At 45.8% G+C, this 26,576-nt stretch carries 19 protein-coding genes and 11 tRNA genes; 24 read left to right on the top strand and 6 right to left on the bottom strand.

Features of this window, described 5'->3' with window-relative positions; translation table 11 throughout:
- The first annotated feature begins 79 nt into the window (after positions 1–79).
- The 7 genes from IEY46_RS35585 to IEY46_RS35555 all read left to right on the top strand — a co-directional run bounded on the left by IEY46_RS35585 (position 80) and on the right by IEY46_RS35555 (position 740).
- A tRNA-Asn gene (locus tag IEY46_RS35585) sits at positions 80–155 on the top strand.
- A 5-nt stretch (positions 156–160) separates the two neighbouring features.
- Positions 161–236 (top strand) — tRNA-Thr (locus IEY46_RS35580).
- A 57-nt stretch (positions 237–293) separates the two neighbouring features.
- Positions 294–368 (top strand) — tRNA-Glu (locus IEY46_RS35575).
- Between the two features lie 10 nt (positions 369–378).
- Positions 379–454 (top strand) — tRNA-Val (locus IEY46_RS35570).
- Positions 455–460: 6 nt separating this feature from the next.
- Positions 461–535: transfer RNA gene (locus IEY46_RS35565), tRNA-Gln, on the top strand.
- A gap of 8 nt (positions 536–543) precedes the next feature.
- Positions 544–619, top strand: a tRNA-Lys gene (locus IEY46_RS35560).
- A 36-nt stretch (positions 620–655) separates the two neighbouring features.
- Positions 656–740, top strand: a tRNA-Leu gene (locus IEY46_RS35555).
- A 109-nt stretch (positions 741–849) separates the two neighbouring features.
- Here IEY46_RS35555 and IEY46_RS35550 read toward each other — a convergent pair.
- The 3 genes from IEY46_RS35550 to IEY46_RS35540 form a co-directional block, all read right to left on the bottom strand.
- A complete protein-coding gene (locus IEY46_RS35550) occupies positions 850–1,494 on the bottom strand; it encodes a formylglycine-generating enzyme family protein (RefSeq protein ID WP_189000971.1) in 645 nt (214 codons plus the stop codon).
- 64 nt (positions 1,495–1,558) lie between these two features.
- Positions 1,559–1,924 carry a DUF4180 domain-containing protein gene (locus IEY46_RS35545; RefSeq protein WP_189000968.1) on the bottom strand — a complete coding sequence of 122 codons (366 nt, stop codon included), beginning with the start codon at positions 1,922–1,924 and terminating at the stop codon, positions 1,559–1,561.
- A complete protein-coding gene (locus tag IEY46_RS35540) occupies positions 1,924–2,580 on the bottom strand; it encodes a TetR/AcrR family transcriptional regulator (RefSeq protein ID WP_189000967.1) in 657 nt (218 codons plus the stop codon). Before IEY46_RS35540 ends, IEY46_RS35545 begins: the two co-directional genes overlap by 1 nt.
- Before the next feature lie 309 nt (positions 2,581–2,889).
- On the opposite strand from IEY46_RS35540, the gene IEY46_RS35535 reads away from it, so the two are divergent.
- The 14 genes from IEY46_RS35535 to IEY46_RS35465 all read left to right on the top strand — a co-directional run bounded on the left by IEY46_RS35535 (position 2,890) and on the right by IEY46_RS35465 (position 18,837).
- Complete coding sequence (locus tag IEY46_RS35535) at positions 2,890–3,750, top strand: ABC transporter ATP-binding protein (protein ID WP_189000965.1); 861 nt, start codon at positions 2,890–2,892, stop codon at positions 3,748–3,750.
- Positions 3,751–4,083: 333 nt separating this feature from the next.
- Positions 4,084–4,158, top strand: a tRNA-Gly gene (locus tag IEY46_RS35530).
- Positions 4,159–4,164: 6 nt separating this feature from the next.
- A tRNA-Arg gene (locus IEY46_RS35525) sits at positions 4,165–4,241 on the top strand.
- Positions 4,242–4,267: 26 nt separating this feature from the next.
- A tRNA-Pro gene (locus IEY46_RS35520) sits at positions 4,268–4,344 on the top strand.
- A gap of 7 nt (positions 4,345–4,351) precedes the next feature.
- A tRNA-Gly gene (locus tag IEY46_RS35515) sits at positions 4,352–4,425 on the top strand.
- A 285-nt stretch (positions 4,426–4,710) separates the two neighbouring features.
- Complete coding sequence (gene ppc / locus IEY46_RS35510) at positions 4,711–7,518, top strand: phosphoenolpyruvate carboxylase (RefSeq protein ID WP_189000963.1); 2,808 nt, start codon at positions 4,711–4,713, stop codon at positions 7,516–7,518.
- A 257-nt stretch (positions 7,519–7,775) separates the two neighbouring features.
- Positions 7,776–8,342, top strand: coding sequence for an RNA polymerase sigma factor SigW (gene sigW, locus IEY46_RS35505; RefSeq protein WP_189000960.1), 567 nt, complete (start codon positions 7,776–7,778; stop codon positions 8,340–8,342).
- Between the two features lie 110 nt (positions 8,343–8,452).
- Complete coding sequence (locus IEY46_RS35500; RefSeq protein WP_189000957.1) at positions 8,453–9,079, top strand: zf-HC2 domain-containing protein; 627 nt, start codon at positions 8,453–8,455, stop codon at positions 9,077–9,079.
- 227 nt (positions 9,080–9,306) lie between these two features.
- A complete protein-coding gene (gene cdaA / locus IEY46_RS35495; RefSeq protein ID WP_189000954.1) occupies positions 9,307–10,146 on the top strand; it encodes a diadenylate cyclase CdaA in 840 nt (279 codons plus the stop codon).
- Positions 10,139–11,725 carry a CdaR family protein gene (locus tag IEY46_RS35490; RefSeq protein ID WP_189000951.1) on the top strand — a complete coding sequence of 529 codons (1,587 nt, stop codon included), beginning with the start codon at positions 10,139–10,141 and terminating at the stop codon, positions 11,723–11,725. The genes cdaA and IEY46_RS35490 overlap by 8 nt, the downstream gene beginning before the upstream one ends.
- Positions 11,726–11,895: 170 nt before the next feature.
- Positions 11,896–13,242 (top strand): phosphoglucosamine mutase, encoded by a 1,347-nt coding sequence (gene glmM, locus IEY46_RS35485; protein WP_189000948.1) that lies wholly within the window; start codon positions 11,896–11,898, stop codon positions 13,240–13,242.
- A gap of 925 nt (positions 13,243–14,167) precedes the next feature.
- A complete protein-coding gene (gene glmS, locus IEY46_RS35475; protein ID WP_189000942.1) occupies positions 14,168–15,988 on the top strand; it encodes a glutamine--fructose-6-phosphate transaminase (isomerizing) in 1,821 nt (606 codons plus the stop codon).
- A gap of 950 nt (positions 15,989–16,938) precedes the next feature.
- A complete protein-coding gene (locus IEY46_RS35470; RefSeq protein WP_189000939.1) occupies positions 16,939–17,556 on the top strand; it encodes a TetR/AcrR family transcriptional regulator in 618 nt (205 codons plus the stop codon).
- 93 nt (positions 17,557–17,649) lie between these two features.
- The gene (locus tag IEY46_RS35465) at positions 17,650–18,837 is read left to right on the top strand and encodes a YhgE/Pip domain-containing protein (RefSeq protein WP_189000936.1); all 1,188 of its coding nucleotides are present in this window, start codon (positions 17,650–17,652) and stop codon (positions 18,835–18,837) included.
- A 431-nt stretch (positions 18,838–19,268) separates the two neighbouring features.
- On the opposite strand, the gene IEY46_RS35460 is transcribed toward IEY46_RS35465, so the two are convergent.
- The 3 genes from IEY46_RS35460 to IEY46_RS35450 are packed head-to-tail and all read right to left on the bottom strand — an operon-like array spanning position 19,269 to position 20,832.
- On the bottom strand, positions 19,269–20,087 hold the full coding sequence (locus IEY46_RS35460) for an SDR family oxidoreductase (RefSeq protein WP_189000933.1): 819 nt from the start codon (positions 20,085–20,087) through the stop codon (positions 19,269–19,271).
- 14 nt (positions 20,088–20,101) lie between these two features.
- Positions 20,102–20,464: a MerR family transcriptional regulator gene (locus tag IEY46_RS35455; RefSeq protein ID WP_189000930.1), complete on the bottom strand. Its 363-nt coding sequence runs from the start codon at positions 20,462–20,464 to the stop codon at positions 20,102–20,104.
- Positions 20,465–20,517: 53 nt separating this feature from the next.
- Entirely contained in the window at positions 20,518–20,832 is a 315-nt protein-coding gene (locus tag IEY46_RS35450; RefSeq protein WP_229750761.1) for a hypothetical protein, read from the bottom strand.
- Between the two features lie 516 nt (positions 20,833–21,348).
- Between IEY46_RS35450 and IEY46_RS35445 the strand changes: the two genes are divergently transcribed.
- The 3 genes from IEY46_RS35445 to IEY46_RS35435 all read left to right on the top strand — a co-directional run bounded on the left by IEY46_RS35445 (position 21,349) and on the right by IEY46_RS35435 (position 26,523).
- Positions 21,349–23,001: a sensor histidine kinase gene (locus IEY46_RS35445; RefSeq protein WP_229750760.1), complete on the top strand. Its 1,653-nt coding sequence runs from the start codon at positions 21,349–21,351 to the stop codon at positions 22,999–23,001.
- Positions 23,001–24,602: a response regulator transcription factor gene (locus IEY46_RS35440; protein ID WP_189000920.1), complete on the top strand. Its 1,602-nt coding sequence runs from the start codon at positions 23,001–23,003 to the stop codon at positions 24,600–24,602. Before IEY46_RS35445 ends, IEY46_RS35440 begins: the two co-directional genes overlap by 1 nt.
- A gap of 148 nt (positions 24,603–24,750) precedes the next feature.
- On the top strand, positions 24,751–26,523 hold the full coding sequence (locus tag IEY46_RS35435; RefSeq protein WP_189000917.1) for an extracellular solute-binding protein: 1,773 nt from the start codon (positions 24,751–24,753) through the stop codon (positions 26,521–26,523).
- The last annotated feature ends 53 nt before the right edge of the window (positions 26,524–26,576 follow it).

Here is a 26,576-nt window from a genome sequence, read left to right as displayed (position 1 = left end):
CTAACACATTCAACCACTAAACGTTTCGCAAACGTTCGTATCCAGTTTTCAGGGTGTAAGTTACCCGATGTATAACCGTTCCCTGATAGCTCAGTTGGTAGAGCACTCGACTGTTAATCGAGTTGTCACAGGTTCGAGTCCTGTTCGGGGAGCCATTCATGCTCTCATAGCTCAGTAGGTAGAGTGCATCCATGGTAAGGATGAGGTCACCGGTTCGAATCCGGTTGAGAGCTCCATTTATTGGACAAGGCATTGAGCTAGCTTCGGAAGGAATCCGAAGTGCCAGCTATCGCGGCCCGTTGGTCAAGCGGTTAAGACACCTCCCTTTCACGGAGGTAACAGGGGTTCGATTCCCCTACGGGTCACCACTGCATTTTTGGAGGCTTAGCTCAGCTGGGAGAGCATCTGCCTTACAAGCAGAGGGTCGGCGGTTCGATCCCGTCAGCCTCCACCATCCTGCTGGGGATTAGCCAAGCGGTAAGGCAACGGACTTTGACTCCGTCATTCTCAGGTTCGATCCCTGAATCCCCAGCCATTTATTTCGAGCCATTAGCTCAGTTGGTAGAGCACCTGACTTTTAATCAGGGTGTCGAAGGTTCGAGTCCTTCATGGCTCACCATTTTCTACCTGCTGAAAATGGAATTGCAACAATCGTGCGCGTATGGCGGAATTGGCAGACGCACCAGACTTAGGATCTGGCGTTTCACGACGTGGGGGTTCAAGTCCCTCTACGCGCACCACTAATGACAAACAAGCCTCTAGGATCAGAAATGATCTTAGAGGTTTTTTAATTGTCTGCTATTTAATTCGCAGGTAGGCGTGGTGCCGTGTATCACATTCCCCAGCCCTTTATAAAGACCGGGCAAGGCGAAACCCAAGATCATCGATGCAGAAGGCCGGGTGACTGCGACGGCGACATGTAGCTCCGCAGCCTCTTTCCTCCTCAGCCCAGCTCCCGCCACGAAATATTCGGTAAGCTCCATATACGTTCACATCATAAAGATCCCAGCACCATTCCCAGACATTTCCGATCATATCATAGAGCCCCCATGCATTCGGTTCCTTCATTCCTGCTGCATGAATTTCACCTGCTGAATTCCCCTTATACCAGGCGATCTTGTCAATCTCTCCGTATCTATATCCTGCAGTTCCTGCTTTACAAGCGTACTGCCATTCTGCTTCCGAAGGAAGACGATAGCCGTCTGCTTCCCAGTCACAGATGACTTTTTCGCTATAACTGTCTATTGTATAACAGTCCTTCAATCCCGCTCTTTGCGAAAGCAGATTGCATAAGAGGATGGCTTCATTCCATGAAACATCTACAACCGGCTTTTGATTTCCGTCAACGGATAGGGAGGATTTCCCTGTAATCGAGCCATATAACGCCATGGTTACCGGATATGGAGCAAGCAGGAACGGTTTTATTTCGGCTTTCCATATCCTTCTTGTCCGGTCATCTCTTAATTCTATCTCTCCACAGGGGATGTTGATCATTGGGTAGTTCAATTGGCTCTCTAAAGCATCTGACACTCTGCAAAGGCCCTCCTCGTCTCCATAGCTAACGGGTGCTCAATTTCTCAAGAGCTTGTTTTTCATCCGACAAGAAAAATAAATCTTTCCCTTTATTACTCTCAAAGATAAAATCTTTCAAATTTTCACTTGAGTATCCGGAAAAATCTCCAACGATCGCAATCTTTATGTGATAGTTAATAAATTTTTGCAAGACATCTCCGGCAAGCCGTGTTTTTAAGTTGAAAAAATCCTCGCAGACAGCCGACTTATTCAAAACAATCCGGTTACAGCCAGTTTCATAATTAACGGTTGCAATCAAATCCAATGCCGACTGGACATCCGTTATCAGCATCTCGCTACCGCTTATCACCGCAATTTCAACATCATTCTCTTTTATCTTTGTTACGTTCATCATGATCCTCCGGTTAGTTTATTGACATAGTCCTCACAGATATATCGATTATCTTCACCGCTCATTGGCTGAATATTTGCGACTCTAAAGAAGCTTAGCCCCACGACCATAGCGAGCAGGCCATATGCAGCAGAATTCGAGTCATCCACCTTCATATTCCCAAGAATATTGCCATGATCAAAGATTCTCGCGATACCTTTCATATCTTCCTTATATCCTGCAGAAAGAACCTCTTGTAAACGGGGATCCAGTATGGCTTTAGAAAAGAAATGAAGAAATAGCTTACCTTGATCCTCATACGAGATAAACATTTTTTCAGCACCCTCTTGATTTGAAACATTGAGTGCCCCTCGTGCTTTCTCACTATAAGGCGGGAGAATGTTCCTCAAGGTTACATCGATCATAGCCTCGGGTGTCATCGTTAGCTGAATTTGAGAACCGATTTTCAACCCGTAATAGGCCAGGAACGACTTCAAAGCTTCAATAATCAAATTATCCTTATTCTTAAAGTAATAAGTTACAACACCTTTTGAGCAATCCGCATACTCTGCGACCTTATCCAGAGTCATGCCGTCTATCCCATGTCTGCTGATGCACACCAGGGTAGCGTTGATTACCTCCGCTCGACGCTGGGGCTCCATTCCTACTTTTGGCATGTTGTGCGCTTCTCCGTTTCAAGAAATGATAACTAATTTTATTTATACCGAACGGTCGGAATAAAATAAAGATATCGGATATTCACTGCTCTGTCAAGCTCATTAGCTATTTGCTCCAAGGAATGTGTCTAAATATCCATAATGGACAAAGATAAAAGGGATAAGCAGACTAGAAAAGCCCAATTTGTAAAAGGAATGTGAAAACATCTCTTGACGAATGGTGTGAGAATGGTTATCATTCTTATAGAATAAAGTGAGAATAATTATCACTATCAAATAAATGCAGTGGTTTGAAGGGAGCGGATTTTAGTGATTCGGTTGACGACATCGCAATTAAATATCGCGTACGATGACAGGATGATTGTTGAGAATCTGAATGTGGCCATTCCGCAGGGCAAAATAACAGCACTTGTAGGGGCTAACGGCTCGGGGAAATCGACGATATTGAAAACAATGGCACGCATCATGTCTCCGGCTGCCGGTGCTGTAATGCTTGACGGCAAATCCATTCACAAACAATCGACGCGAGAAGTGGCGAAACAGCTTGCCATTCTGCCGCAAAATCCGACCGCTCCCGATGGCTTGACCGTATCGGAACTTGTTTCCTACGGCAGATTTCCTTATCAAAAAGGCTTTGGCTCCTTGACTCGGGATGACCGTTCCATTATTCAATGGTCCATCGAAGCGACAAGGATGGCCGAATTTGCTGAGCGTCCGATTGATCAATTATCCGGCGGTCAACGTCAGCGTGCCTGGATCGCCATGGCACTGGCCCAGCAAACGGATATGCTGTTTCTCGATGAGCCGACTACTTTTCTGGATATGGCCCACCAGCTCGAAGTGCTGGAGCTGCTTCAGGAGCTTAATGCGAGCTCAGGCCGGACGATCATTATGGTTGTGCATGATCTGAATCATGCTTCGCGCTACGCGCATCATATGATTGCGATCAAATCGGGCAAGGTATCCGGCGAGGGATCGCCTCAAACGGTTATGACGCCGGAGGTGCTGCGCGACGTATTTGGCATAGAAGCAGATATCATCCCGGATCCCCGCACCGGATTGCCGCTTTGCCTGCCATATTCCCTGGCAAGCAAGGATAAACATGCGGCAGTACTGAAGAACGCGCAGGAAGAGGTTGAGATGCCTTTAATGGCCGCAGCAGGGGGTTAATACCATCCGGATCCGTTAAACCGCTCTGACGGGCTTCTATAGCGGCTTATCGGGAATATCACAGACAGCCAAAACGTTAATCGCGTTTGGCTGTCTTTTTCTATGAAGGGGTTGTCCATATGTGATGGGTATACGGCTGCTATTTTCTTATACAATAGGCCCCTAAATAAATGTGCATAACACGATTGAGCGTTCCTTTATGTGGATATAACTGGGAATATAGCTTTTGAATAATCTGAATATTATTATTTCAAAAAAATATTTGCATTCTTCTTAGGGGCATGATATATTATTACTTGTCGCGCTTGAGATAAGCCGACTGACACAAAACATGCGGAAGTGGCTCAGCGGTAGAGCATCGCCTTGCCAAGGCGAGGGTCGCGGGTTCGATTCCCGTCTTCCGCTCCATAATTAGTGCCCGTAGCTCAGCTGGATAGAGCGTTTGACTACGAATCAAAAGGCCGGGAGTTCGAATCTCTCCGGGCACGCCATTTTCATAACTTGCAGAAATCATTAACGGGACGTAGCTCAGCTTGGTAGAGCACCTGGTTTGGGACCAGGGGGTCGCATGTTCAAATCGTGTCGTCCCGACCATTTCTGCGCGGGTGTAGTTCAATGGTAGAACTTCAGCCTTCCAAGCTGATAGCGTGGGTTCGATTCCCATCACCCGCTCCATAATCAAATAACCGGAAACCCTGTGCTCAGGGTTTCTTTTTTATTTATTTGGCATCATTCGGATGAAACGGGATTTTTCGACAGACGTATGAAAAAGCTTCAACCGTCCCGTAATTTGTAGTATGATAATAAAAGTCAAAAACCGTTCGCGAGGTTATATTTGTGGTGAATCGTGATAGTATGAAGCTGAAAATCCAGGAACCGTCTCTGGTTGTTTTTTTTGTGCGTGTGGTAAATATACTTACGAATAGATTTTACTTGAAGTGAAATCTGAGGAGGATCAAGATGTCTGAACAAGAATCGACACAATTGGCGGTCAACCGGCCGCACTCAAACAATTTATTGCGGCGTGACGTTCGCTTTTTGGGTAACATCCTGGGCGATGTGCTCGTTCATCAAGGCGGGCATGAGCTGCTTGAAATCGTGGAGAAAATTCGGGAGATGAGCAAAGCGCTGCGTGCAGAATTTCTGCCGGAGCTTTTTGACGAGTTTAAACAGGTTATCGATGCGTTGAATCCGGAAATCCGTCATCAGGTCATAAGGGCCTTCGCCATTTATTTCCAACTGGTTAATATCGCCGAGCAGAATCACCGGATTCGGCGCAAACGGGATTACGAACGGTCCGCAGGGGAAACGGTTCAGCCCGGTTCTATTGAGAGTGCCGTTCAGGTACTCCGCGAACAAGGGATTGCTGTGGATGAAGTGAAGGAAATGATTGAGGGCATCTCCCTTGAGCTTGTCATGACCGCTCATCCTACGGAAGCTACACGGCGTGCCGTACTGGATATTCATCAGCGTATTGCTAACGAAGTGATGGAGCTGGACAATCCGACACTGACCTACCGCGAACGCGAGAAGCTTCGAGAGAAGCTCCTGAACGAAGTGCTTACGTTATGGCAAACAGATGAGCTGCGTGACCGTAAGCCGACTGTCATTGATGAAGTCCGCAATGGCATGTATTACTTCGATGAGACGCTGTTTGAAGTGCTTCCAAGCGTCTATGAGGAGCTGGAGCGCTGTCTGGATAAGTATTATCCGCAAGAACGCTGGCATGTTCCCGCTTATCTGCGGTTTGGATCGTGGATCGGCGGTGATCGTGACGGCAACCCTTCTGTAACGGCTAATGTCACATGGGAGACATTGACGCTTCAACGTGAGCTTGTGCTGGAGAAATACGATGAGCTGCTTCGTGAATTAATGGGGCAGCTGAGCTTCAGTACCAATATCGTTACGGTTTCCGCGGAACTGGTGGAATCCATTAAGAAAGACCGCCAGCATCTGGAACTGCGCGCAGTAGAGCTGTGGCGCAATGAGAACGAACCTTACAAAATCAAGCTGTGCTATATGCTGGAGAAGCTTGTCAATACACATAATGACGCGTTGAAGCATTCCCAGTTGCGTTACAACAGCCCGGAAGAGTTGAAAGAGGATTTGCTTGTAATCGACCGCAGCCTGCGCCATCATTTTGCCGATTATGTGGCAGATACCCATATTCGCAAACTGATCCGCCAAGTGGAGCTGTTCGGTTTCCATCTTGCTGCCCTTGATGTGCGTCAGCACAGCCAAGAGCATGAGAATGCGATGTCGGAAGTGCTGTCCAATATGAATATAGTCGAGAACTACGGCGCGCTGAACGAGGAGGAGAAAATCGACCTTCTTCACCGTCTGCTGAAGGATCCGCGTCCGCTCACTTCCCCGCATTTTGAATATTCGGAAGGGACTCAGGAATGTTTGGATGTGTACCGCACGATTTACCGTGCCCAGCAGGAATTCGGCGTGAATTGTATCGGAAGTTATCTGATCAGTATGACACAAGGGGCAAGCGACATGCTGGAAGTGATGGTATTCGCCAAGGAAGTTGGCCTGTTCCGTCAGGAAAACGACGGTAAAGTTCGCTGTACGCTGCAAGCCGTTCCTTTGTTTGAGACGATTGACGATCTGCATGAGGCGCCGGACATCATGGAGAAGCTCTTTGCATTGCCAGTTTATCGCCAGGCCGTTGAAGCCAGAGGCAACCTGCATGAAATTATGCTGGGTTATTCCGACAGCAACAAAGACGGCGGCGCGGTTACAGCCAACTGGGAGCTGCGGGTAGCCCTGAACGCCATCACCTCTGCAGCCAAAAAATTCGACGTCAAGCTGAAGTTTTTCCATGGACGCGGCGGTGCGCTTGGGCGCGGCGGTATGCCGCTGAACCGCAGCATTCTTGCACAGCCTCCGCACACCGTAGGCGGAGGAATCAAAATCACGGAGCAGGGAGAAGTGCTGTCTTCCCGTTATTCCATGAAGGGCATTGCTTACCGCAGTTTGGAGCAGGCAACATGGGCTCTTGTGACCGCGGCCCGGCTGGCAAGATATCCGGAGCAGGAGGCTGCGGATGTCGCAGAGTGGGATGAGATCTCCAAAGGTATCTCCGAAACCGCTCTGCGTAAATATCAGGACCTGATTTTCCGCGACCCGGACTTCCTGACCTTCTTCAAGGAATCGACGCCGCTGCCGGAGATTGGCGAGCTTAATATCGGCTCCCGTCCATCGAAACGCAAGAACAGTGACCGTTTCGAAGACCTGCGGGCTATCCCTTGGGTATTCGCCTGGACGCAAAGCCGTTATTTGCTGCCTGCCTGGTATGCCGCGGGTACAGCCCTGCAGGATTATGTGCAAGGTGACAAGGATCGACTGGAAACGCTGCGCGCGATGTATGATCAGTTCCCGTTTTTCACATCGCTGATCGATAATCTGCAGATGGCGCTGGCCAAAGCAGACTTGCAGATCGCGGCGGAATATGCGGAGATGATCAGCGAGAGTACAATTCGCGAACGCATCTTTACACAAATTAAAGAGGAATATGAACGGACCTCTTCGCTCATTCTACAAATAACAGGTCAAGCCGAAATCCTGGATAATGTTCCGGTTATACAGGAGTCTATCCGCCTGCGCAACCCTTATGTGGATCCGCTCAGCTACATGCAGGTTCAGCTTCTTCTTGAGCTGCGCGAGTCGCGCGCCCGCGGAGAAGAGGATGATCCGGAACTGCTGCGGGAAGTGCTGCTGACGATTAACGGCATCGCTGCCGGACTTCGCAATACAGGCTGATCAACAGATCGATTACCGACAATACTCACATGAAGGGCCGGACGCCCGGGCGGCAGGAGTCCTCTGCCCCGCGTCCGGTTTTTTTTATTCCCCCAAATAAGAACTGGCCGGTTTATAGATATGAGCTAAGGGCGAAGTCGGCCGCATTTGTGGCATAAAGCAAGTAAGGTTGGGATCCGATCCTTGCAGGGATCGGTGCAGCCGCGCTTCTCAACTTTCATCAAGTTGGGACTTGCGGCGTGTCTGGAGGAGAAACGGTGAAATCAGTTGAGGCGCGGTTAGCGCAATTGGCTCTAAAAGGCGATCAGCGGGCATTTTCGGAGATCGTCGACATGTACCAGGACAAGCTTTATCATATGGCTTACCGGATGCTCTACAATCGTCAGGAAGCCGAAGATGTTGTTCAGGAAGCATTTCTGCGGGTTTATAAAAACTTGGATCGTTATGATGATTCCATGAAATTTTCAACCTGGATCTACCGGATAACCACAAATCTGTGCATTGACCGGCTTCGCAAGAGGAAGCCGATTTATTCACTAGACGCCGAATCCGGAGAGCATGAAGGTCTGGACGGCTATGCGATGATTCCAAGCGACAACCGGACGCCGGAAAGCGAGCTGCTGCTGTCGGACACGCAGCGGATCATCCACCAGGCGATCGAGACGCTACCGGCGAAATATAAATCGGTCATGGTTCTTAGATATCTTCAGGAAATGTCCCTGCAGGAGATCGGTGATGTGCTGGAAATGCCGGTTACAACTGTGAAGACACGCGTGCACCGCGGCCGTGAGTACCTTCGCAAGAAGCTGGAGCATAAGCTATAGCGAGTCCGGGACAAGGGAAAATGCAGCAGATTTAAAAAAAGTGAAACATCCTCGTCGGTCGCACGTATCGTATACTGCTGTCAGTTACACTGAAGAAAGGAATGGCTGCTATGAACTGCAATGTCGCCATTGTATGGATGCATGACTATTTAGACGACGAGCTTCCCCGCGAAGATATCTTGCAGCTAAAACAACACTTGCTCTCCTGCCCGGATTGTAAGGCGCGATTCGAGCAGTTGGAGCGTACCGAAGCGCTCACACATAAATTAATGGATTACAGTCCCCCGATCGAAGCCTCGCAATCGGCTGAGCTTAATCAGCGGATCATGAGCGCATTGCCGCCGGTCAAGAGAACCCGGTCCAACTGGATTAAATGGGTTCGGAGCCACCCTGCCGTTGCGGTAGCTGCTGTTTTTGCGCTTGTGATGTTCTCGAGTGCGCTGGCCATGTGGGAAAAAAATACCGACTTGACGGTACGGGGATCTGATCTCAATCAAGTTGTTATTGAAGGGGACACCGTTACAATTCCGGCAGGCGCACATGTGAATGGGAGTATAACGATAGAGAATGGAAAAGCCAATGTGCTCGGCGAAGTGAACGGAGATGTAACCGTAATTGAAGGCTCTCTTTATCAAGCCTCAACGGCTCATATCTCGGGGAAAGTGAAAACAATTGACCAGGCGCTTAACTGGTTCTGGTATAAAGTTTCACATTCGATCAGCAGCTTGGCTTATTGAAGCCCCAACCTCCCTTACGCGGGAGGTTTTTTTATATACACCCTAGAAAGATTTCCCTGAGAAAAGATATAGGATTTTGTCAAAACAGAAAATCAGGGTATACTAAAGTTCTGATAAAGTCTTTGCTTAAAAAAAGGATTTCGTCCTTCTTTTCTAGAAAATAATAAGGTTAAGTAACCGATATAAGGTATAGAGGACCTGTGCAATTGGTTGTTGGGGGCTGACGTATGAGTTATTTTGCAGATTTGACTTGGAAAGACTGGATCAAAGACATAATTGACATTATCATTGTCAGTTATATTATTTACAAATTAATCATCCTTGTACGCGGCACCAAAGCGGTTCAGCTGCTCAAGGGAATACTCGTACTGGTTGGAACTTGGGCCATCAGTACCTGGCTTAATTTATATACGCTTAAATGGTTGATGAACCAAATGTTCACCTTTGGTGTCGTAACGGTGCTGATTATTTTTCAACCGGAGCTTCGGCGCGCATTGGAACAGTTGGGGCGGGGGAAATTATTTGCCCGTTCATCCGTTGTGGAGCGCGATGTGAGCGAGCGGATTGGGGAATTAATTAAAGCGGTGAACTATATGGCAAAACGCAAAATCGGGGCATTGATTGTATTCGAACGAAGTACAGGTCTATCCGACTATATTGAGTCGGGTATTCGGATGGAATCCATGGTCAGCTCTGAGCTGCTGATGAATATATTTATTCCCAATGCGCCGCTTCACGACGGTGCGGTAATTGTGCGCGGAAATCAGATTATGGCAGCGGGCTGTTATTTGCCATTGTCCGAGAACCCTTTTATCAGCAAAGAGCTTGGTACCCGGCATCGCGCCGGGATTGGCATTTCGGAGGTCTGCGATGCGGTCTCGGTTATCGTATCAGAGGAAACCGGGCAGGTTTCGCTGGCGGTAGGTGGCATGATTGTGCGCGATATTAAGGAAGAATCATTGATATCCAAACTGTTTGAGGAGCTTAATCCGAATCCGAAGACACAGGAGAATACTAAAATGAGACGGCCTTTCTGGAAACGGAAAGGGGGCGAACAGAATGGATAAATGGCTGAGTCATCCGACCGCGCTGAAAATTATTTCGCTTGCGATCGGAATTCTGCTATGGGCAGTGGTCCATTTTGATTCGGAACGGTCGCCCAATTCGGTTGCCTCGTTGACGGAAGTCAAAGAATATGAGGCTGTGCAGGTCAATGCTGTGGGTCTTGATGAGAACAACTATGCACTGCGTCTGGTGGAGCCGTCGGCTGTTAAACTGGCGGTGCGGGCTACCAAGTCTACGTTGCTGCAGACGGCTCCCGACGACTTTCAGGTGACAGTCGATGTGAGTCAGGCTAAGGAAGGCAGCCAGGTGCTCCCCATTACCATCAGCAAGCCCAACGGTGTAGAGGTTGTCTCCAAGCAGCCGAGTACAGTAACGGTTGTGCTGGAGCGGATGATTACAAAGGAATTTGAGATACAGGTGAAGACGGAGGGCGAACCGAAGAACGGGTACAAGCCAGGTACGCCTATTGTGAAGCCGAATAAACGTGTCCATGTTACGCTCCCCGAGGATGTCATGAATGATGTAGGTTTCGTGGGTGCAACGGTATCTGTCGACGGCGAGGAAGCGACCATTAACCAGAAAAAGGTCAAAGTGATTGTTCTGGACAAAAACGGGAAGGAAATGACGGAGGCCATTGCCACGCCTAGCGTTGTCGAAGTGGAAATTCCGATAACGATGCCCGTCAAAAAAATCCCGCTGCAGATTGGATTAACCGGTAATCTCCCGGATGGGAATGCAATGGACTCGTTCACGGCAAGCGTTGAGCAGATATCTATTTATGGACCGCAAAACGTGCTCGACAAGGTTGATTTTTATGATGGACTCAAAGTGGACTTGTCGAAATTGTCTCAATCAGGTACGATTGAGCTCGACATACCTCCGCCAGAAGGCGTTGTTTCCGTGGAACCTTCGAAGGTGACGGTCAAGTACACGCTTGTACCCGTATCCGTCAAAACGCTGACACAGCTGAAGGTGACCTTTATCAGTCTGTCTGATGGGCTTACCGCCAAGATAACGGCTCCGGAGAAGGGCATGGTCGATGTGCCTGTCAGAGGCTCGACAAGCGTCCTTGCTGGCGTTACCGCCAAGGATGTGCAGATCATCGCCGATTTGAACGGCCTGGGACCGGGAAGCCATATTGTGCCGCTTGAGGTTCATCTGCCGAGCTTTGTGGAATTGACAAGTACGATCCCGATGAATATTACCGTGGAGATTGCAGAAAACCCGTTGGCAACTGCTCCTCCAGGGAGCGGAAACGACCCGCCGGCCGGAGAGGGTCCGACAGGAACGAAAGACAATGATACGGGGAATGGCGGAACAGGCAGTTCGGATAATCCCGGAGATGTTAATGCAGGAACAAATGAAGGTACAGACGGCTCATCTGGAGCTGGAACAGGCAATCATACAGCAAACAACGCAGGCGGAGGGGACGCAGGTTCTGCAGGCCCTTCCGACCCCGGCTCTGCAGATGGACAAGGGAATCCACCGGATTCCGAAACGAATTCCAATCCTGATACGGGTACTGAACCGGATCTCCATAATGAAAGCGGAACGAATAACAGCCAGCCCGGGAGCGGGTAATGGACAAATCAAGAGCAGGGATTTTAAATTAAAACGGATCATTCGTGATGCTCTTCAAGCAGCATTCACATATACATAGAATCAGTATGCTGCTTCTTCCTAACCATAGAAAAAAAGCCATTATTATTGGAATAGATTTAGAAATACAAGTTTGAAGGGGACAATATACAATGGGAAAATATTTTGGGACTGACGGTGTGAGAGGCGTTGCCAATCGTGAATTAACACCGGAGCTTGCTTATAAAATCGGCCGCTGCGGCGGTTATGTGCTCGCTGGTAAAGCGGAGAAACCAAAAGTATTTATCGGACTCGACACCCGTATTTCCGGGCCTATGCTCGAAGCCTCGCTTATTGCCGGGCTGTTGTCGATCGGCGCCAGTGTCGTTCGTCTGGGAGTTGTATCCACGCCCGCTGTAGCCTATCTTACGCGTGTTCTGGGCGCGGATGCGGGGGTAATGATATCAGCCTCCCATAATCCGGTTGAAGATAATGGCATTAAATTTTTCGGTGGTGACGGCTATAAGCTCTCAGACGAAACCGAGCTTGCCATTGAGCAGCTGATGGATGCAAAGACCGATGAATTGCCCCGCCCTGAAGGCGGAGATATTGGGTCTGTATCCGAAGATGAGAATGCCCAGCGTCTCTATATCGACTTTTTGAAAACAACAGTGCAGCATTCGTTCATGGGTATCAAGGTGGTACTGGATTGCGCCAATGGCGCTGCATATTCGCTTGCCCCGACTGTATTCCGCGAGCTTGGCGCAGAGGTAATCACGGTCGGCGCCGAGCCAAACGGATTGAATATCAACGATGGCGTCGGTTCTACGCATCCTGAATATTTGCGTGGCGAGGTGCTCAAGCATGGCGCGGATCTGGGATTATCGTTTGATGGCGATGCCGACCGGCTGATTGCAATCGATGAGAATGGCGATGAAGTCGATGGCGATTTTATCCTGTGCATATGCGCAGATGCCATGAAGCGCGAGGGCACCTTAAAGGGTGATACTGTCGTGACGACAGTCATGAGCAATATCGGGTTTTTTAAAGCGGCTCAGCAGCATGGCTTCCAAACCGCACAGACTGCGGTGGGCGACCGATACGTTATGGAGGAAATGCGCCGCGGCGGATTCAATTTGGGCGGTGAGCAGTCCGGCCATGTAATTTTTCTCGATCACAATACGACTGGGGACGGCATACTCACAGCGCTTCAACTGGTGAATACACTGGTGGGCTCCGGCCAGAAGCTGAGCCAGCAGAAGGCTTTGATGCGTAAATTCCCGCAGGTGCTGGTAAATGTGCGTGTGGCGGATAAATCCCTGTACAAGGATAATGCAGCGATTGCCTCTGTCGTTGCCGGAATCGAGCAGGAGCTCGGCGATAACGGCCGTGTGCTCGTACGCGCATCAGGCACGGAACACCTCATTCGCGTCATGGCTGAAGGTCCTGACAAAGCTCAGGTGGAAGCTTATGTGAATCAGATCGCGAATACCGTAAGAGCCGAGCTTGGCGGAGTATAACGATCCGACTGTGTCCTACCGATTAACCTGACCAAAGGTAAATCCTATGAAGTTTTCTCCATATTAATTAATACAGTTGCAAAAGCAGGCGGTTCCCATGGTGCGCAGCAAATCAGGCGCACCTGAACGGCCTCTTTATTTTGGATAAGGCAATGCTCTGAACCCGGACTTTCCGCGTCATTTGCAAGGTGGTATAGCCGGCTGCCCGGCATGGAAAAAGCGTTGTGAAAATATTTTTGAAAATTTTTCAGTTGCACCAATCTCATAAAATGAATATGATAAGAAGTATGATTCCAGAAATGAAAGTGAGGATAGCAGTTCATTAGCTACACAAGCGCCAGAGCTTGCGCGCGATTGCCTTATCATTGGAAGCGGGTAGGATGACGCTTTCGTTGGAAGGCAGCGGCAAGCTGACGAGGTGGAGGTGTTCGAATTGTTCGGCGGGGACCTCCCGGTTATGCATGCGACCGTAAGCCGATTTCCCAAAACGACAGGGCGACCAGTCGTACAAAGGCTCGGCAAGATGCCAATGAATGAATCAAGAGCGCCAGACAGCAACGGAGGCTGCTGGACGCCCTGCTTGAAGTTGTTTGAAACATGCTTTATTTACCCGTTTGCTTACGATGCCAACCCTTGAGTGAGGGCGGCACAAGACGAACGGTTTCTTGAACGATCAGAAGACAGCGCGTATCAGGTTTGGCTGATCTTTCTTAGGGAAGAAACTTGTATCGCCACACAAGCAGTACAGAACCATGAGCCGCATGTTAATCGGGCTCGGTGGCTCTTGCGGGGCGCTGGACGTTTCTTCTTGTGCACCTTCAGGATAAACAGGTCATAAGTGTCAGCAACCCATAACTGTGCTGCCCCATCATATGTTGGTATCCGTTGTTTTCGGGAATACTACCCTAAACGGAGGTCTATTCAAATGTGTGGAATCGTAGGATATATTGGTAAACGGGATTCGCAGCAAATATTAATTGATGGATTGAAAAAACTGGAGTACCGCGGGTATGACTCCGCAGGTATAGCCGTTTTTACCCATAATGGATTGGAAGTCCGCAAGTCGAAAGGCCGCTTGGCCGTTCTGGAGGAGAAGCTTATCGGCGATGCGCTGCATGGCTCGGTTGGGATCGGGCATACGCGCTGGGCTACGCATGGCAAGCCTTCCGATGAGAATTCTCATCCCCATACCGATAATACGCATAAATTTTCGGTCGTACACAACGGCATTATTGAAAACTATCTGGATTTAAAGGACGAACTGGTGGCCAAAGGACATCATTTCCTGTCAGAGACAGATACCGAGGTGATTTCCCATCTGGTAGCCGACGAGTATGACGGCGATATCGTGCAAGCTGTCCAGCGTGCGGTGAAAAGAATGCGTGGTGCATTTGCTCTTGGCGTGTTGACGGAATTTGAGCCGGATCGTCTGGTTGCTGTTCGCTACGCCAGTCCGCTTGTCATCGGCATCGGAGAAGGCGAGAACTTCATTGGGTCGGATATCCCAGCGATTCTGGAGCACACGCGCAATGTTTATATTTTGGATGATGGTGAAATGGCGATTCTGACGAACCATAGTGTCGAGCTGAGGACGATTAATGGCGAAATTATTTCCAAGGAAATATTTCATGTCGATTGGGATTTGGTCACGGCGGAAAAAGCCGGATTCGATCATTTCATGCTGAAAGAAATCTATGAACAGCCCAAAGCCTACCGCGATACAATGATGGGCCGGATATCGGCAGACGGACGATCCGTCGAGCTGAAGGAAATCGGAATGACTCCGGAGCAAATCCGCAGCATTCGCAATATACAAATTGTCGCTTGCGGAACGGCATATCATGCAGGGATGGTTGGCAAGACAATCATAGAAAGTCTCGCCCGTATACCCGTCGAGATTGATGTGGCTTCCGAGTACCGGTACCGTTCACCGATTATTACGCCCGAGACGCTTGTGATTGTGGTCAGCCAATCCGGTGAGACGGCGGATACTCTTGCTGCTCTTCGTGAAGCAAAACGCTGCGGAGCGCGAGTGCTGGCGATAACCAATGTTGTGGGCAGTTCCGTATCGCGTGAAGCGAATGATGTGATCATTACTCAGGCTGGGCCGGAGATTGCCGTCGCCTCGACAAAAGCTTATACTTCGCAGCTGATAGCGTTTATGCTGTATGGCTTATTCCTGGCAGATACGCTTGCGACCCGCGAGAAGGATTGGATTGCGGATGTGCTTGCGTCGATGCAGAAGCTGCCGGATCAGGTGGAAATGATCCTGGAGCGGGCGCAAGTGCTGAAGCAGGTTGCGGAATCACTCGCGAAACATAATAACCTGTTCTTCATCGGGCGCGGCGTCGACTTCGCAGTTGCGCAGGAAGGATCGCTCAAGCTAAAGGAAATTTCTTACATTCATTCGGAGGCTTATCCTGCGGGTGAGCTGAAGCATGGCACACTGGCGCTGATCGAAGAAGGCATTCCGGTTGTGGCGCTTATCACACAGGAAGATCTGTATGAGAAGACGCTTAGCAACATTAAAGAAGTGAAAGCGCGCGGCGCTCACGTCCTTGGTCTGGTTAACGAAGGCTCCGAGGTGGAGGTCGACGAGCTGTTCGCCATCCCGTGCACCCTGCCGCTGCTCTCGCCGGCATTGTCCGTCGTTCCGCTGCAGCTGCTGGCGTATTACGCCTCTCTCGCCCGCGGGAATGATGTTGATAAGCCGAGAAATTTGGCGAAGAGTGTGACGGTGGAGTAGGAATGGGGAATGTGGGGATGTTTGTTGTAGAAATCCAAAATAGTCTGCAACTTTCCCACAAAGTCTACCACTCACCAAATAAAGTTTGACGCAAGCCGACCGATTTTCAGGCATCTCCCCTGATATCGCTCGGCTTTTCTTTTCCCCCCACGCATTCTCCAGCCAATATCCCGCCCATCCCTAATCCGTTCTCCCTGCTATTTCTCCTGCTACATCAAATCCGGAATGCCGCATCACATCTGCACTTCTCAGGCTGTTCCCCAATCTTTTATCCGACTCAAAAGCCCTTTGCAGGTCATTCCCCATACTGTTCCGCGGCACTTTCCTGACCCCTAATCCCTGTCTTCACGAGCACCGCCCATTGTTGCTGCGAGCAGGTGCATAAAAATTCTCCGGTTGCTCATCAAGCCGCCGGTACAATGAATCAAGGTTGACCTCAAGGACAAACACGCCGTAAAAAAGATCTATGAATCTTGAAAAGTTCCTAGAGGCACCACAGAAAAATGTTCAGGTTGGCGACTAAAGCTTTTTCTTTAACAACATGCCAAAGATGATGCTCGTTGTTTATGCGCAAGGGTTTCACCAAAGATAAATCGCTAACTGGATAGAAGAGGCTATGCACTATCATATTCGGCAACACGCTCGCTCCAGTCTTACGTCCCACGCACTATTGTGGATTCAAGCAATCAACCGTAATCTTCCTCAACAAGTGCGAGACAGCTTTCAGCCAATGCCCGAGTTTGGCGGAGGAGTCGGTGTTTATTTGTGCCTTGATGATTAGCATGAAGATCCCTTGAATAAGTTTTATGCTGAATGGCAATGAAGGTGATGAAGCCCAAAACGTCGGATTTTTGGGTAGATGCAAGGGCGTCATTTCCTGTTGACAGCGTCGTTGTTCGTGTATATAATTTCGTTATACGATCGTTGAATTAAAAAAGGGGGGCGGAACCTTGTCTGGTATAAGAAGCGAACAAGCTGCCGAAACGAGGGAGAAACTTCTAGAAACCGCTAAATCCTTGTTTGCTGAGAAGGGATTCCATGCAACTCCGGTAAGGTCGATAAATCGTTCAATTAACATGGGGGATGGCATTCTTTATCACTATTTTCCAGGCGGTAAGAGAGAAATATTGACTGTCTTGATTCGGGAAAGCTTAGATCGCCGAAGAGAAGCGATCGGGCAAACAAACCGGTCAGTTGAGCATCTCCCTCTTCGCGATGCTTTGCTTATTTTCGTAAGAAAACTGTTCGGTTTGTTTATGGATGATCTTGACCTCATGAAGATTTTGTTTAGAGAGAATGACGTATTGGAACAGGAGGATTCACGACGATTGTCTTTTTGGGTAGAAGAACATTTCACTGTTTTCTCTAATTTTCTGGATCGTCGGAGACTGAATGGAGAAATAAAAGCCAATCTTGATGTAACACTTGCCACAAGACAGTTTCTTACAATGGTGATGCAAATTGGCATCTCACGCATAACAGGCATACAATTTTTTAATGAACCGGACATTGATCGTTATTTCGAGAGAGTAGTGGATTTCAGCATCGGCTTGTGGAAAGGCCTTTGAAGAGCAGTAGCAGACAATAAAATTTTTTAGTTCTCAAATTCACCGTTCGTTCAATCAATTAAAAAATAATTTAAAGGTTAGGTGGAAAATAAAATGAGCCTTTTCAAGAACAAGCTGATAGTGGCTTTGCCTATAATCGTACTTGCGATTGTTTTCGTTTTTAGTTTAACTGTAATTCCCAGCATAAACCCAGCTGCCAAAAACCTTCCGGTCGCCATTGTGAATGAGGATATAGGATTGAGTTCTGGAGAAAATATGGGGAGCGAAATTGCTAAAAATATAAAAATGGCTACTGCCTCAATTTCCGAACAACCACCGATCAAATGGATTGAAGTGCGAAGTGAAGAGGCGGCAAAGACAGGTCTTGATAATCAAGACTATTATGCCGCATTAATAATCTCCAAGGATTTTAGTGCGAGCCAGGCTTCGCTCGCCTCACCTGAACCAGTTTCTCCTGAAATCAGGATTTATATCAATCAAGGTATGAATGTGACTGCCGCCAATATGTCTCAACAAATCCTCACTCAAATGGTGAACGGCTTGAACGAGAAAATGCGCACACAATTGATCGCTGCACTTGACGACAAGCAAGGTGGTACCGTTACTACGAAACAAGCGGCTGCATTGGCTTCCCCTATTGTCAGCAAGGTGATTCCCGTAAATACAATCGGCACAAATAGCGCGAACGGCAATGCTCCGGTAAGTTTGTTTCAACCTTTATGGATGGGCAGCTTGATCGGAAGCTTAATTTTCCTACTGGCCAAGAATAAAACAAAATTTGCTAATCGCAAAGAAAAACTGCAGGCAAACGGACTTCAAGTTGTATGGGGCGCAATACTGGCTCTTGTAGCGGGATTTGGCTTCTCTTTATTCGCCGATAGCTGGGGTTTAAACATTCCAGACTTCATGAATATCGCTCTTTTCTTGGCGATTGCATATTTTGCTTTCTTCCTAATGATCTCCGCCGTTTTCTCCTGGATTGGAATGGGTGGAATGGCCATCTTTGTTCTATTTTTATTCTTCGGAGCTCCTCTCCTCAGCTTCGCGCCTGAATTGCTTTCACCGTTCTATCGCGATTGGGTGATGTCATGGTTGCCAATGCGCTTTATGGTGGATGGACTGCGCGAACTGTTCTACTTCGGCGAAGGGCTAAAGATGAATCATCCGACGAGTGTCCTGATGTGGATTGGGATAGTCAGCATTCTCGTTTTGCTTGCATCTGCGCTTAAACCATCTAGAAACACGAACGAAGAGCAGAGGAAATTAGAAGCGACATCATAAAACGATTTCTGAATAAATCACGTCATAAGGCGCTGCGGAGTGTGTTGCCCCGCAGTACCTCGGCCTCAATTATTGACCCTCTCTTTTCCATTGTTCTAATAAGAAGAAAGAAACGTTTAGGGAGGGGGTATGTTCCGAAAAACGGAACTGACAAACAACCGAAGTTAGAGCATATGGAAACATAGGGGCCATCCATATCCATGAGTAACGAGGAGCTGATGAACTAGTAATTTCAATTTCAATTAGATGGTACGCGGAGTGCTTTGGAAACGGGCACGCTCCGTGTGGAGCAGAGGAAAAGCTGGAGATCACATCAAATGCTTACCTAGTGCTACTTTAATTACAAAGACGAACAGCAACTATTTACAGGAAACTGTTCGTCTTTGTCCTTGCTACCATGTGATGGACGTCGACATCTTTTTGCTGCAATATTATGGAATGTCAATACCAAATCTTTGTGCCATTTTGCTAATAAATTCATCTTCGTTCAGTTCTTCACGTTCCTTCATTAAGTCAACGCCGGTATGGTATCTCAATTGGCTGGAAGGATCGGTTGCCGCCTTGTAAATCACTTCGGCAACAAGATTCGGAGGATCGACTTGTTGAGGGTCAAATAAGCTTTGGTACACTGATCCGATTTTTTGCTCGAATTCACTATAATGCGTCAATTGGGTATCCTGCAGCGAATCCATAGATCTGCCTGTAAACTCGGTTTTGGTGGGGCCCGGCTCCACGATCTTTACCCGAATATTTAGTGGGGCTAACTCGTACAATAGAGCTTCCGTAAGTCCGTTTAGGGCAAATTTGGAAGCATTATAAAGAGAAAACAACGGAATCGCGACCCTTCCTCCCCCGGAGGTAATGTTGATAATAAGTCCCTGGCGATTCTTTCTGAAGTGAGGCAGGATCGATTTTGTTACCCGCATCGGGCCAAAAACATTGACGTCAAACTGTCTTTGGATTTGTTCTTCTGTTGCAGCTTCAAAGATACCAAATGCACCATAACCTGCATTGTTTACAATCACATCAATATTCCCGAATTTCGTGATCCCTTGCTCAATCGCGTTGTGGATGGATTCTTTGTTTTCAACGTCGAGATGGGTGACCAAAATGTTCTCGACCATGGTAAATTCCGTTTCTTTTTCAGGAGAACGCATGGTTGCAATTACATTCCATCCTTTGCGCGCGAAATGTAAGGCCGATGCTCTCCCGATTCCTGCCGATGCACCGGTAATCAATATAGTTTTCATCTATAGTTCCTCCTCTAATCCCCTGCCGGGGAAGAATATAACTCGATTTTGTGATTTATGAGTTCCATGCAGTGCGTTAGTTGCTCAATTTGGTCTTTGATTCGCATGTTTTGTTGTCGAAGCAGTTTTATACGCTCGTTTTTAGATTCGTCTCCCTGAATGACGAGTTGCGCGAATTTCTTCATTTCGGCAATACTCATTCCCGTTTCGCGAAGGCGGCATGCGAACTTAATCCATTCAATGTCTTCGGAGTCATAAATGCGACTACCGTTTTCACTACGCTTTACGGGCGGAAGAATACCTTCCTTTTCATAGTAACGAAGCGTGTGAATTGACAATCCAGTCTCGTTGGCGAGTTGACTAATTTGCAGACTCATATGAAGACCCACCCATTATTCATCGGACATTTCTCCTTTCTAATGAAATTAGTTTAAAGCATATCAGCTAGAGTGCACTCTATGTCAAGGCTTTCAGTGGGATAAAACAGAAACTTATTTTGCGAGGGGGTTGTAATCAGCGTCTTGCTGCGAGTTTTATGAAGCCTGTCTAAATTTTCCTTGGGTATGGCTGCCTGCTGGAACGAGCGCAACTTCTCCTGATTTTCGTCGAGCAGTAGATCAATCCTCCAATTGTCCCATAGCTGGAACTGATCCGGATGAATCATCACTTCCCGGTCAATCTCCAGATTGTGCTTCCGTATAATTAATTTTCCTATCCGCACCTCATGTGGACTTTCCTTACCCATTTCCACCTAATATGTCCTAACCGAGGTATAAGGCCTGAACAGCCATCCGGAAACGTATCAATTGATTGAACTAGTGCTTCCATGTTCATCTCTTGTCTCCAGCTGTACGTTAAATCGCTGGCCGCAACGGTATAGGGCTCGTTCGGAGTGAACGGGCACTGCAAATGGCTTTTCCGTTGTGGACGCATTGGAGTCGGTCTTATCTACCATCCCTCAATTTATCTGTCCAACTTACTGTAGCCGATCCAGTCTATTACAGCATTTGCAATTTCCTCATAAGACCTGTTGATCGAGAAAGAGCATTCAAGTAATATGGTCATAGGTTAAGGGCATATTTTTCCATTCAATGCATTCCTGTCAGTTCTGAACACGGCTATTTATTTTTTATTAACTCGTATGAAAGGGGAAATCATTATAGAAAAAATAGGTAATCCGTTCAAATCACTTTTATTTACTATGTTATGTATCTCCTTAAGCAGCATAATTGCATTAATTGTCTTTGTATGTTTTATTTACGTGAGTTCAATCAATAAGATTGAAGATACTTTGGTTGATAATAAATTGATTGAAACACAATCATTTACAAAGTTATTTGAGCACCATATTGAGAAAATCCATGACGAAATGTACGATCTGATGTCCAGTGATACGTTGATTTCTCTTCCGATTAAATTTCAGACTCAATCCCCAACAACCAGATTTGCGTATGAGATAGATATTCTTCAGTCTTCGATGAAGTCAAAACAGAATAGTCATACCTTCTTAGACTCATTTAAGGTGATTTTCCCAAAGATTAAAAAAGAATTAAGTGTAAACTCAATAAAAACCATTAACAATAAGGACGAACTTGAATTAATTAAACTCATACGAACGAATAAGGAAAAGATTGTGTTTACAGATGATGGCTTAATGTTTTGGATGAACTATCCGTATCAATATAATATTGAATATGAGGAATCCTCGGTCATACTGACGAGCTTGGTCGGTAAAGCGAGTATTACAAAGTATTTAAATACCTTCCATACAAGTGAATCATCACCGCATTATGCGGTTTATATTAATATTGGCGGAACTAATCATTATCTAGGCGGAACATCAACAGAGATTAACGATTTAAATGAGTTTATTTCAAAAGAGGATATGGAGAAGGGGATCTTTCATAAGCTAATTTCATTTAAGGATGAAAATTATTTGTTGACGAGTTATTTTTCGGATCTATATGGTATGACCTTTTACCAGCTAACACCACACAATGCAATTCTTACGCCATTAGAGAGTTATAACAAAACGGTTATTATCTTTTTTGCCATTATCATTATCTTAACGCTCATTACGACACTAATCGTTTATTTGATGATTTACAGACCGCTTGCACATGCCCAAAAGAAGGTATCTCTCATAGAGTCAGGCGATCTAAGTGTCAGAATGGGGCAGTCTTGGTATGTTGAATTTCAGCATTTATATCAAAAATTTGATAGTATGTCAGACCACATTCAGGATCTGGTTGAGAATGAATATGAATTGAAAATATTAAGCACGAAAGCAGAGCTGAAGCAGCTGCAATACCAAATCAGTCCCCACTTTTTATATAATACCTACTTTATTTTATGTGGATTACTACAGGAAGAAGAGGTTGAACAAGCTATAAAGTTATCGGATACAATGGGCAGATTTCTGCGCTACATGACCAATTCTCATAATGAGCATGCATTGCTGAGTGAGGAAATGGAACATGCTCGTGTTTATACGGAGATACAACAGATACGTTATTCGAATCGGGTAGAAACACAATTCGGGGAATGTCCGAACGAATATTTAAACTTTAATGTTCCTCGTCTCATTATCCAGCCATTAATTGAAAATGCATTTGAACATGGTATAAAAAATGTTAGACAAGGCGGTTTAATCAAAATTAATTGTACAGTCTCTAACGATTATCTCGTTATTACAGTTGAGGATAATGGAGAGGGATTATCGGATGAGAAGCTTGAAAAGCTGAACAATATTTTAAGAGATAGTAATCAGACAAATGCAAATGGAATTGCACTTCATAATATTCATTACCGATTAAAAATGACCTTTGGTGATTTGAGTGGACTGAAAATTAGTAAATCAGAGTTGGGTGGTATTTGTTGTACACTCACAATTGAAAAAAAGGGTGGATTCTGATGTATAGATTATTAATTGTTGATGATGAAGAATTGATTGTTAATACCTTAAGCGGCTTTTTAAGTACTCAATTTGAAGAGTTAGAGATCCATCGTACATATTCTGCCTACGAGGCAATCGATATTATGAGAAGGGTTAGATTTGATATTATCATCTCAGATATATCAATGCCTGCGATGGATGGTATGGAGTTGTTAGAATTTATTAAAAGCTATTGGCCAGACTGCAGAGTCATAATTGTAACCGCTTACAATGAGTTTGAATACGCCTATAATGCTCTTAAATATGACAACGTTAATTTCATTTTAAAGGTTGAAGGATATGAAGTCATTCGAGATACGATTGAGCAGCATTTGCGACAAATGGAGGATAATCAAAAAAAGGAGCAATTTTTCTTGAATTTAGGGAATCGAATTTCAAGAATGACGCCATATCTTCGTAGTGATATGCTCAACCGTATTCTGTCAGGCGACAGAACTTTAGTGCAATCAGATTTAGATTTGTTGAATATTCCATTAGTCATCGATGACTCGGTCTTTATAACAGTGGGATTATTAAGTGATTTGAATGCTGCAGAAGTCAAAAAACGACTATCGGAAATATCGGAATATGTAGAGAAAAGGATTGTATTAAGAAAAATATCTGTAGTTTTTCATATATTCGAAAATTATGCCGTTTGGTTTTTTCAAAAAACGAAGGATATTGAATCACAGCCATTTGAAGATTTGGCCAATTATATTCATGAATCGTTTAGTGAGATCCCGGACGTGCTTATGAAGCAAACCGGTGAAACATTATCATTAATTACGGGTCATACTTTTTTGGACTGGACAGAAGTCCCTCATTCTTTTCAACATTCCATTGTGCATTTAGAAAGAATGCGTGGAGATAGCGGCGTATATTTATTGGACTTGTCGGATTCGGCACAATTGCATATTGATGAAAGATCCTACCCTGGAATTGAGGAACTCAATCATCTATGGAATGCATTGAAAAATGACAGTAAAGATAGCTTTCTAAATTTGTTGCGGACCAAGCTCGTATTTATGAACAAAATCAATGATATCCATTTGGTACTGCCGTTAGCAGCTGTTTCTGCAATGGAATGGCTCATTCTTGAGGCGGTGAGATATTACGACCTGGATCAAAAACAGTACGTTGTTGATTTTACAAAAAGAAGCAATGAAAAGAAGATGAGCGGAGCTGCATGGCTTAATCGATGTCTGGAGCTAATTACTGAAATTTTTGATCACAGGTTTCTGATGAAAGAAAAGCGTTACTCCACATTGATTACATCGGTCAATGATTATATTGAGCAGCACTTTACTGACGATTTGTCATTGACGCAGTTAGCAGAATTAAAGCACTATAATCCTTCTTATTTGTCCAGGATATATAAAGAGCAAACAGGCAAAGGATTAATGGACTATATCAATGAATTGCGAATTAGTGAGGCTAAGAAATTGTTGCGTGAAACCGAGTATAAAATAAGTGAAGTATCAAAAAGAATAGGCTATAACTCCTCTAAGTATTTTAATCAAGTTTTTAAAAAGTTCGTAGGTATCTCTGCAACATCCTACAGAGAAGGAAAAACGGAGTAGAAATTTTTACTTTTTGACAGGATCATGTTGTGCGTTTTTAAGCCTATTTACAAAAATGTCTTCCTTTTTATTTAACCTGAATGCGCTTACAATTATGTATGTGTTACTGAATATAACATTCAAAAATTAAAGGAGGGCTAGAATTCTGATGAGAAAGCGATTTTCAGTTTTAATGATTACGCTATGTTTGCTTTTATCAGCCTGCACCAATAATTCAGAGAGTGGGAGCACCAATTCCAAGGGAGCAAATGGAACAACCCCAACTTCGACCACAGCAACAACAGCAGAAGAAAACGTTAAAGCATCTGGTACACAAGCAGAGGTATATGATCAAAACCTTGCTTATCTGCAAGGAAATTTTGGACCGTTTTTCGAAAAATCTGGTGAATCGGAGAAAGTCGCCAAATATGAGGAGCCGATTAAAGTCTCGGTCAGTAACTGGTATACACCGACAATGGAATCCAGCATGACAAAATTCGGCGCGATGTACGGCGAAACGATGGAAGCCAATCGATGGACAGATGCAATGAAGCGAATGTTTAACATTGATGTGGCCTATAAATGGTGGTCGCCAGACGGTGATTACAATGCAAAGCTTCGTCTAGATATGACAGCCAACGACTTGCCTGATATTTTTCTGGTTAGAGAGCAAAGCGATCTGATTCAATTGGCTGAATCCGGATCGATCTGGGACTTATCAGAATTGATGGACAAGTGGGGAGCAGACATTGATAAGGAAGCCTGGGAGTCAGATGACGGTGCCTTGTTAGAAATGGCCTCCTATGACGGCAAGTTATACGGCTTACCGAGCTCTGTGTCTCACACTGATAATTTCTCGTATCTATGGATCAGAAAAGATTGGATGGAAAAATTAAAGCTGGAGCGCCCAAAAACGATGGGAGAGCTGGAAGTCATCATTGATTCCTTTGTGAATGCGGATTTGGACGGAAATGGAGCTAAAGATACGACCGGATTAGTGATTGATAAATCATTATTTTATAACACACGCGGTATATTCTCTGCATTTGCAGCGTATCCGGAAATTTGGGTTGAAACAGCCAACGGATTGCAATGGGGAGCGACCGCTGAAGAAAATAAGGCAGCACTAAAATTTTTGGCAAATCAATACGCAAAGGGCAACATCGATAAGGAGTTTATTACAAAATCAAATACCGACGCTATGGAAAGCATTTTGAATGGTAAAGCGGGTATTGTGTTAGGCGGACATTGGATTGGACATACGCTTGGAGATTTACATGAGTTAGATCCTGAATCTGATTGGATCAGTGTTCCGATTCCATCAGGTAACGGGAATACCGTTAAAGCGCCGATAGTGCCATCAAATCATGGCTGGTTAGTCGTTAATTCTAAGTTTGAACACCCGGAAATAGCCTTTAAGATGCGTGCTCTGCACTCTTATACGTTAAAAGACAAGAATGCTGAGTGGTGGTGGTACGAAGATAATGTCGCATGGAATTTCTCGCCTGTACGCGCAAATGTATCCGCCTTCGATAATTTGTTTACGTACCGCAACATTATGGAAGCTTATGAGAAGAACAATGATACTTCTATGTTAAGAGCCAAAGCTGTTCCTTATTGGGCTAACCTGCATGGTCCTCTCAAGTGGGAGTGGGAATTAATGTTTGGTCCTGGCGAAGATGCCGCGATGTCAACACTGGATGAGTTCTATAAAGAGGATCGATTATTCTACAATGCATTCTTAGGTGCGCAAAGCTCCTTTATGCAAGAAAGATGGAGCACCATTCAGGATGAGCAATTGATTGCTTTTACAAAAATGATTATTGGCGAAATAGGTATTGATAAAGGGTTTTCAGCTTGGGTGGATACCTTTAACAACTTAGGCGGCGATAAAATTACCCTTGAGGTTAATGAGTGGTTTAAGGCGTATCAGAAGAAATAGAAGCGTGCTTATAACGCAATGGCAGAATGGTGTACTTCTAATGGCTCCCATTA

The sequence above is a fragment of the Paenibacillus nasutitermitis genome, from assembly GCF_014641075.1.
Lineage (GTDB): Bacteria > Bacillota > Bacilli > Paenibacillales > Paenibacillaceae > Paenibacillus_Z > Paenibacillus_Z nasutitermitis.
Note: the sequence above shows the minus strand (reverse complement) of the source record. Positions and strands in the feature narration are given on the sequence as shown.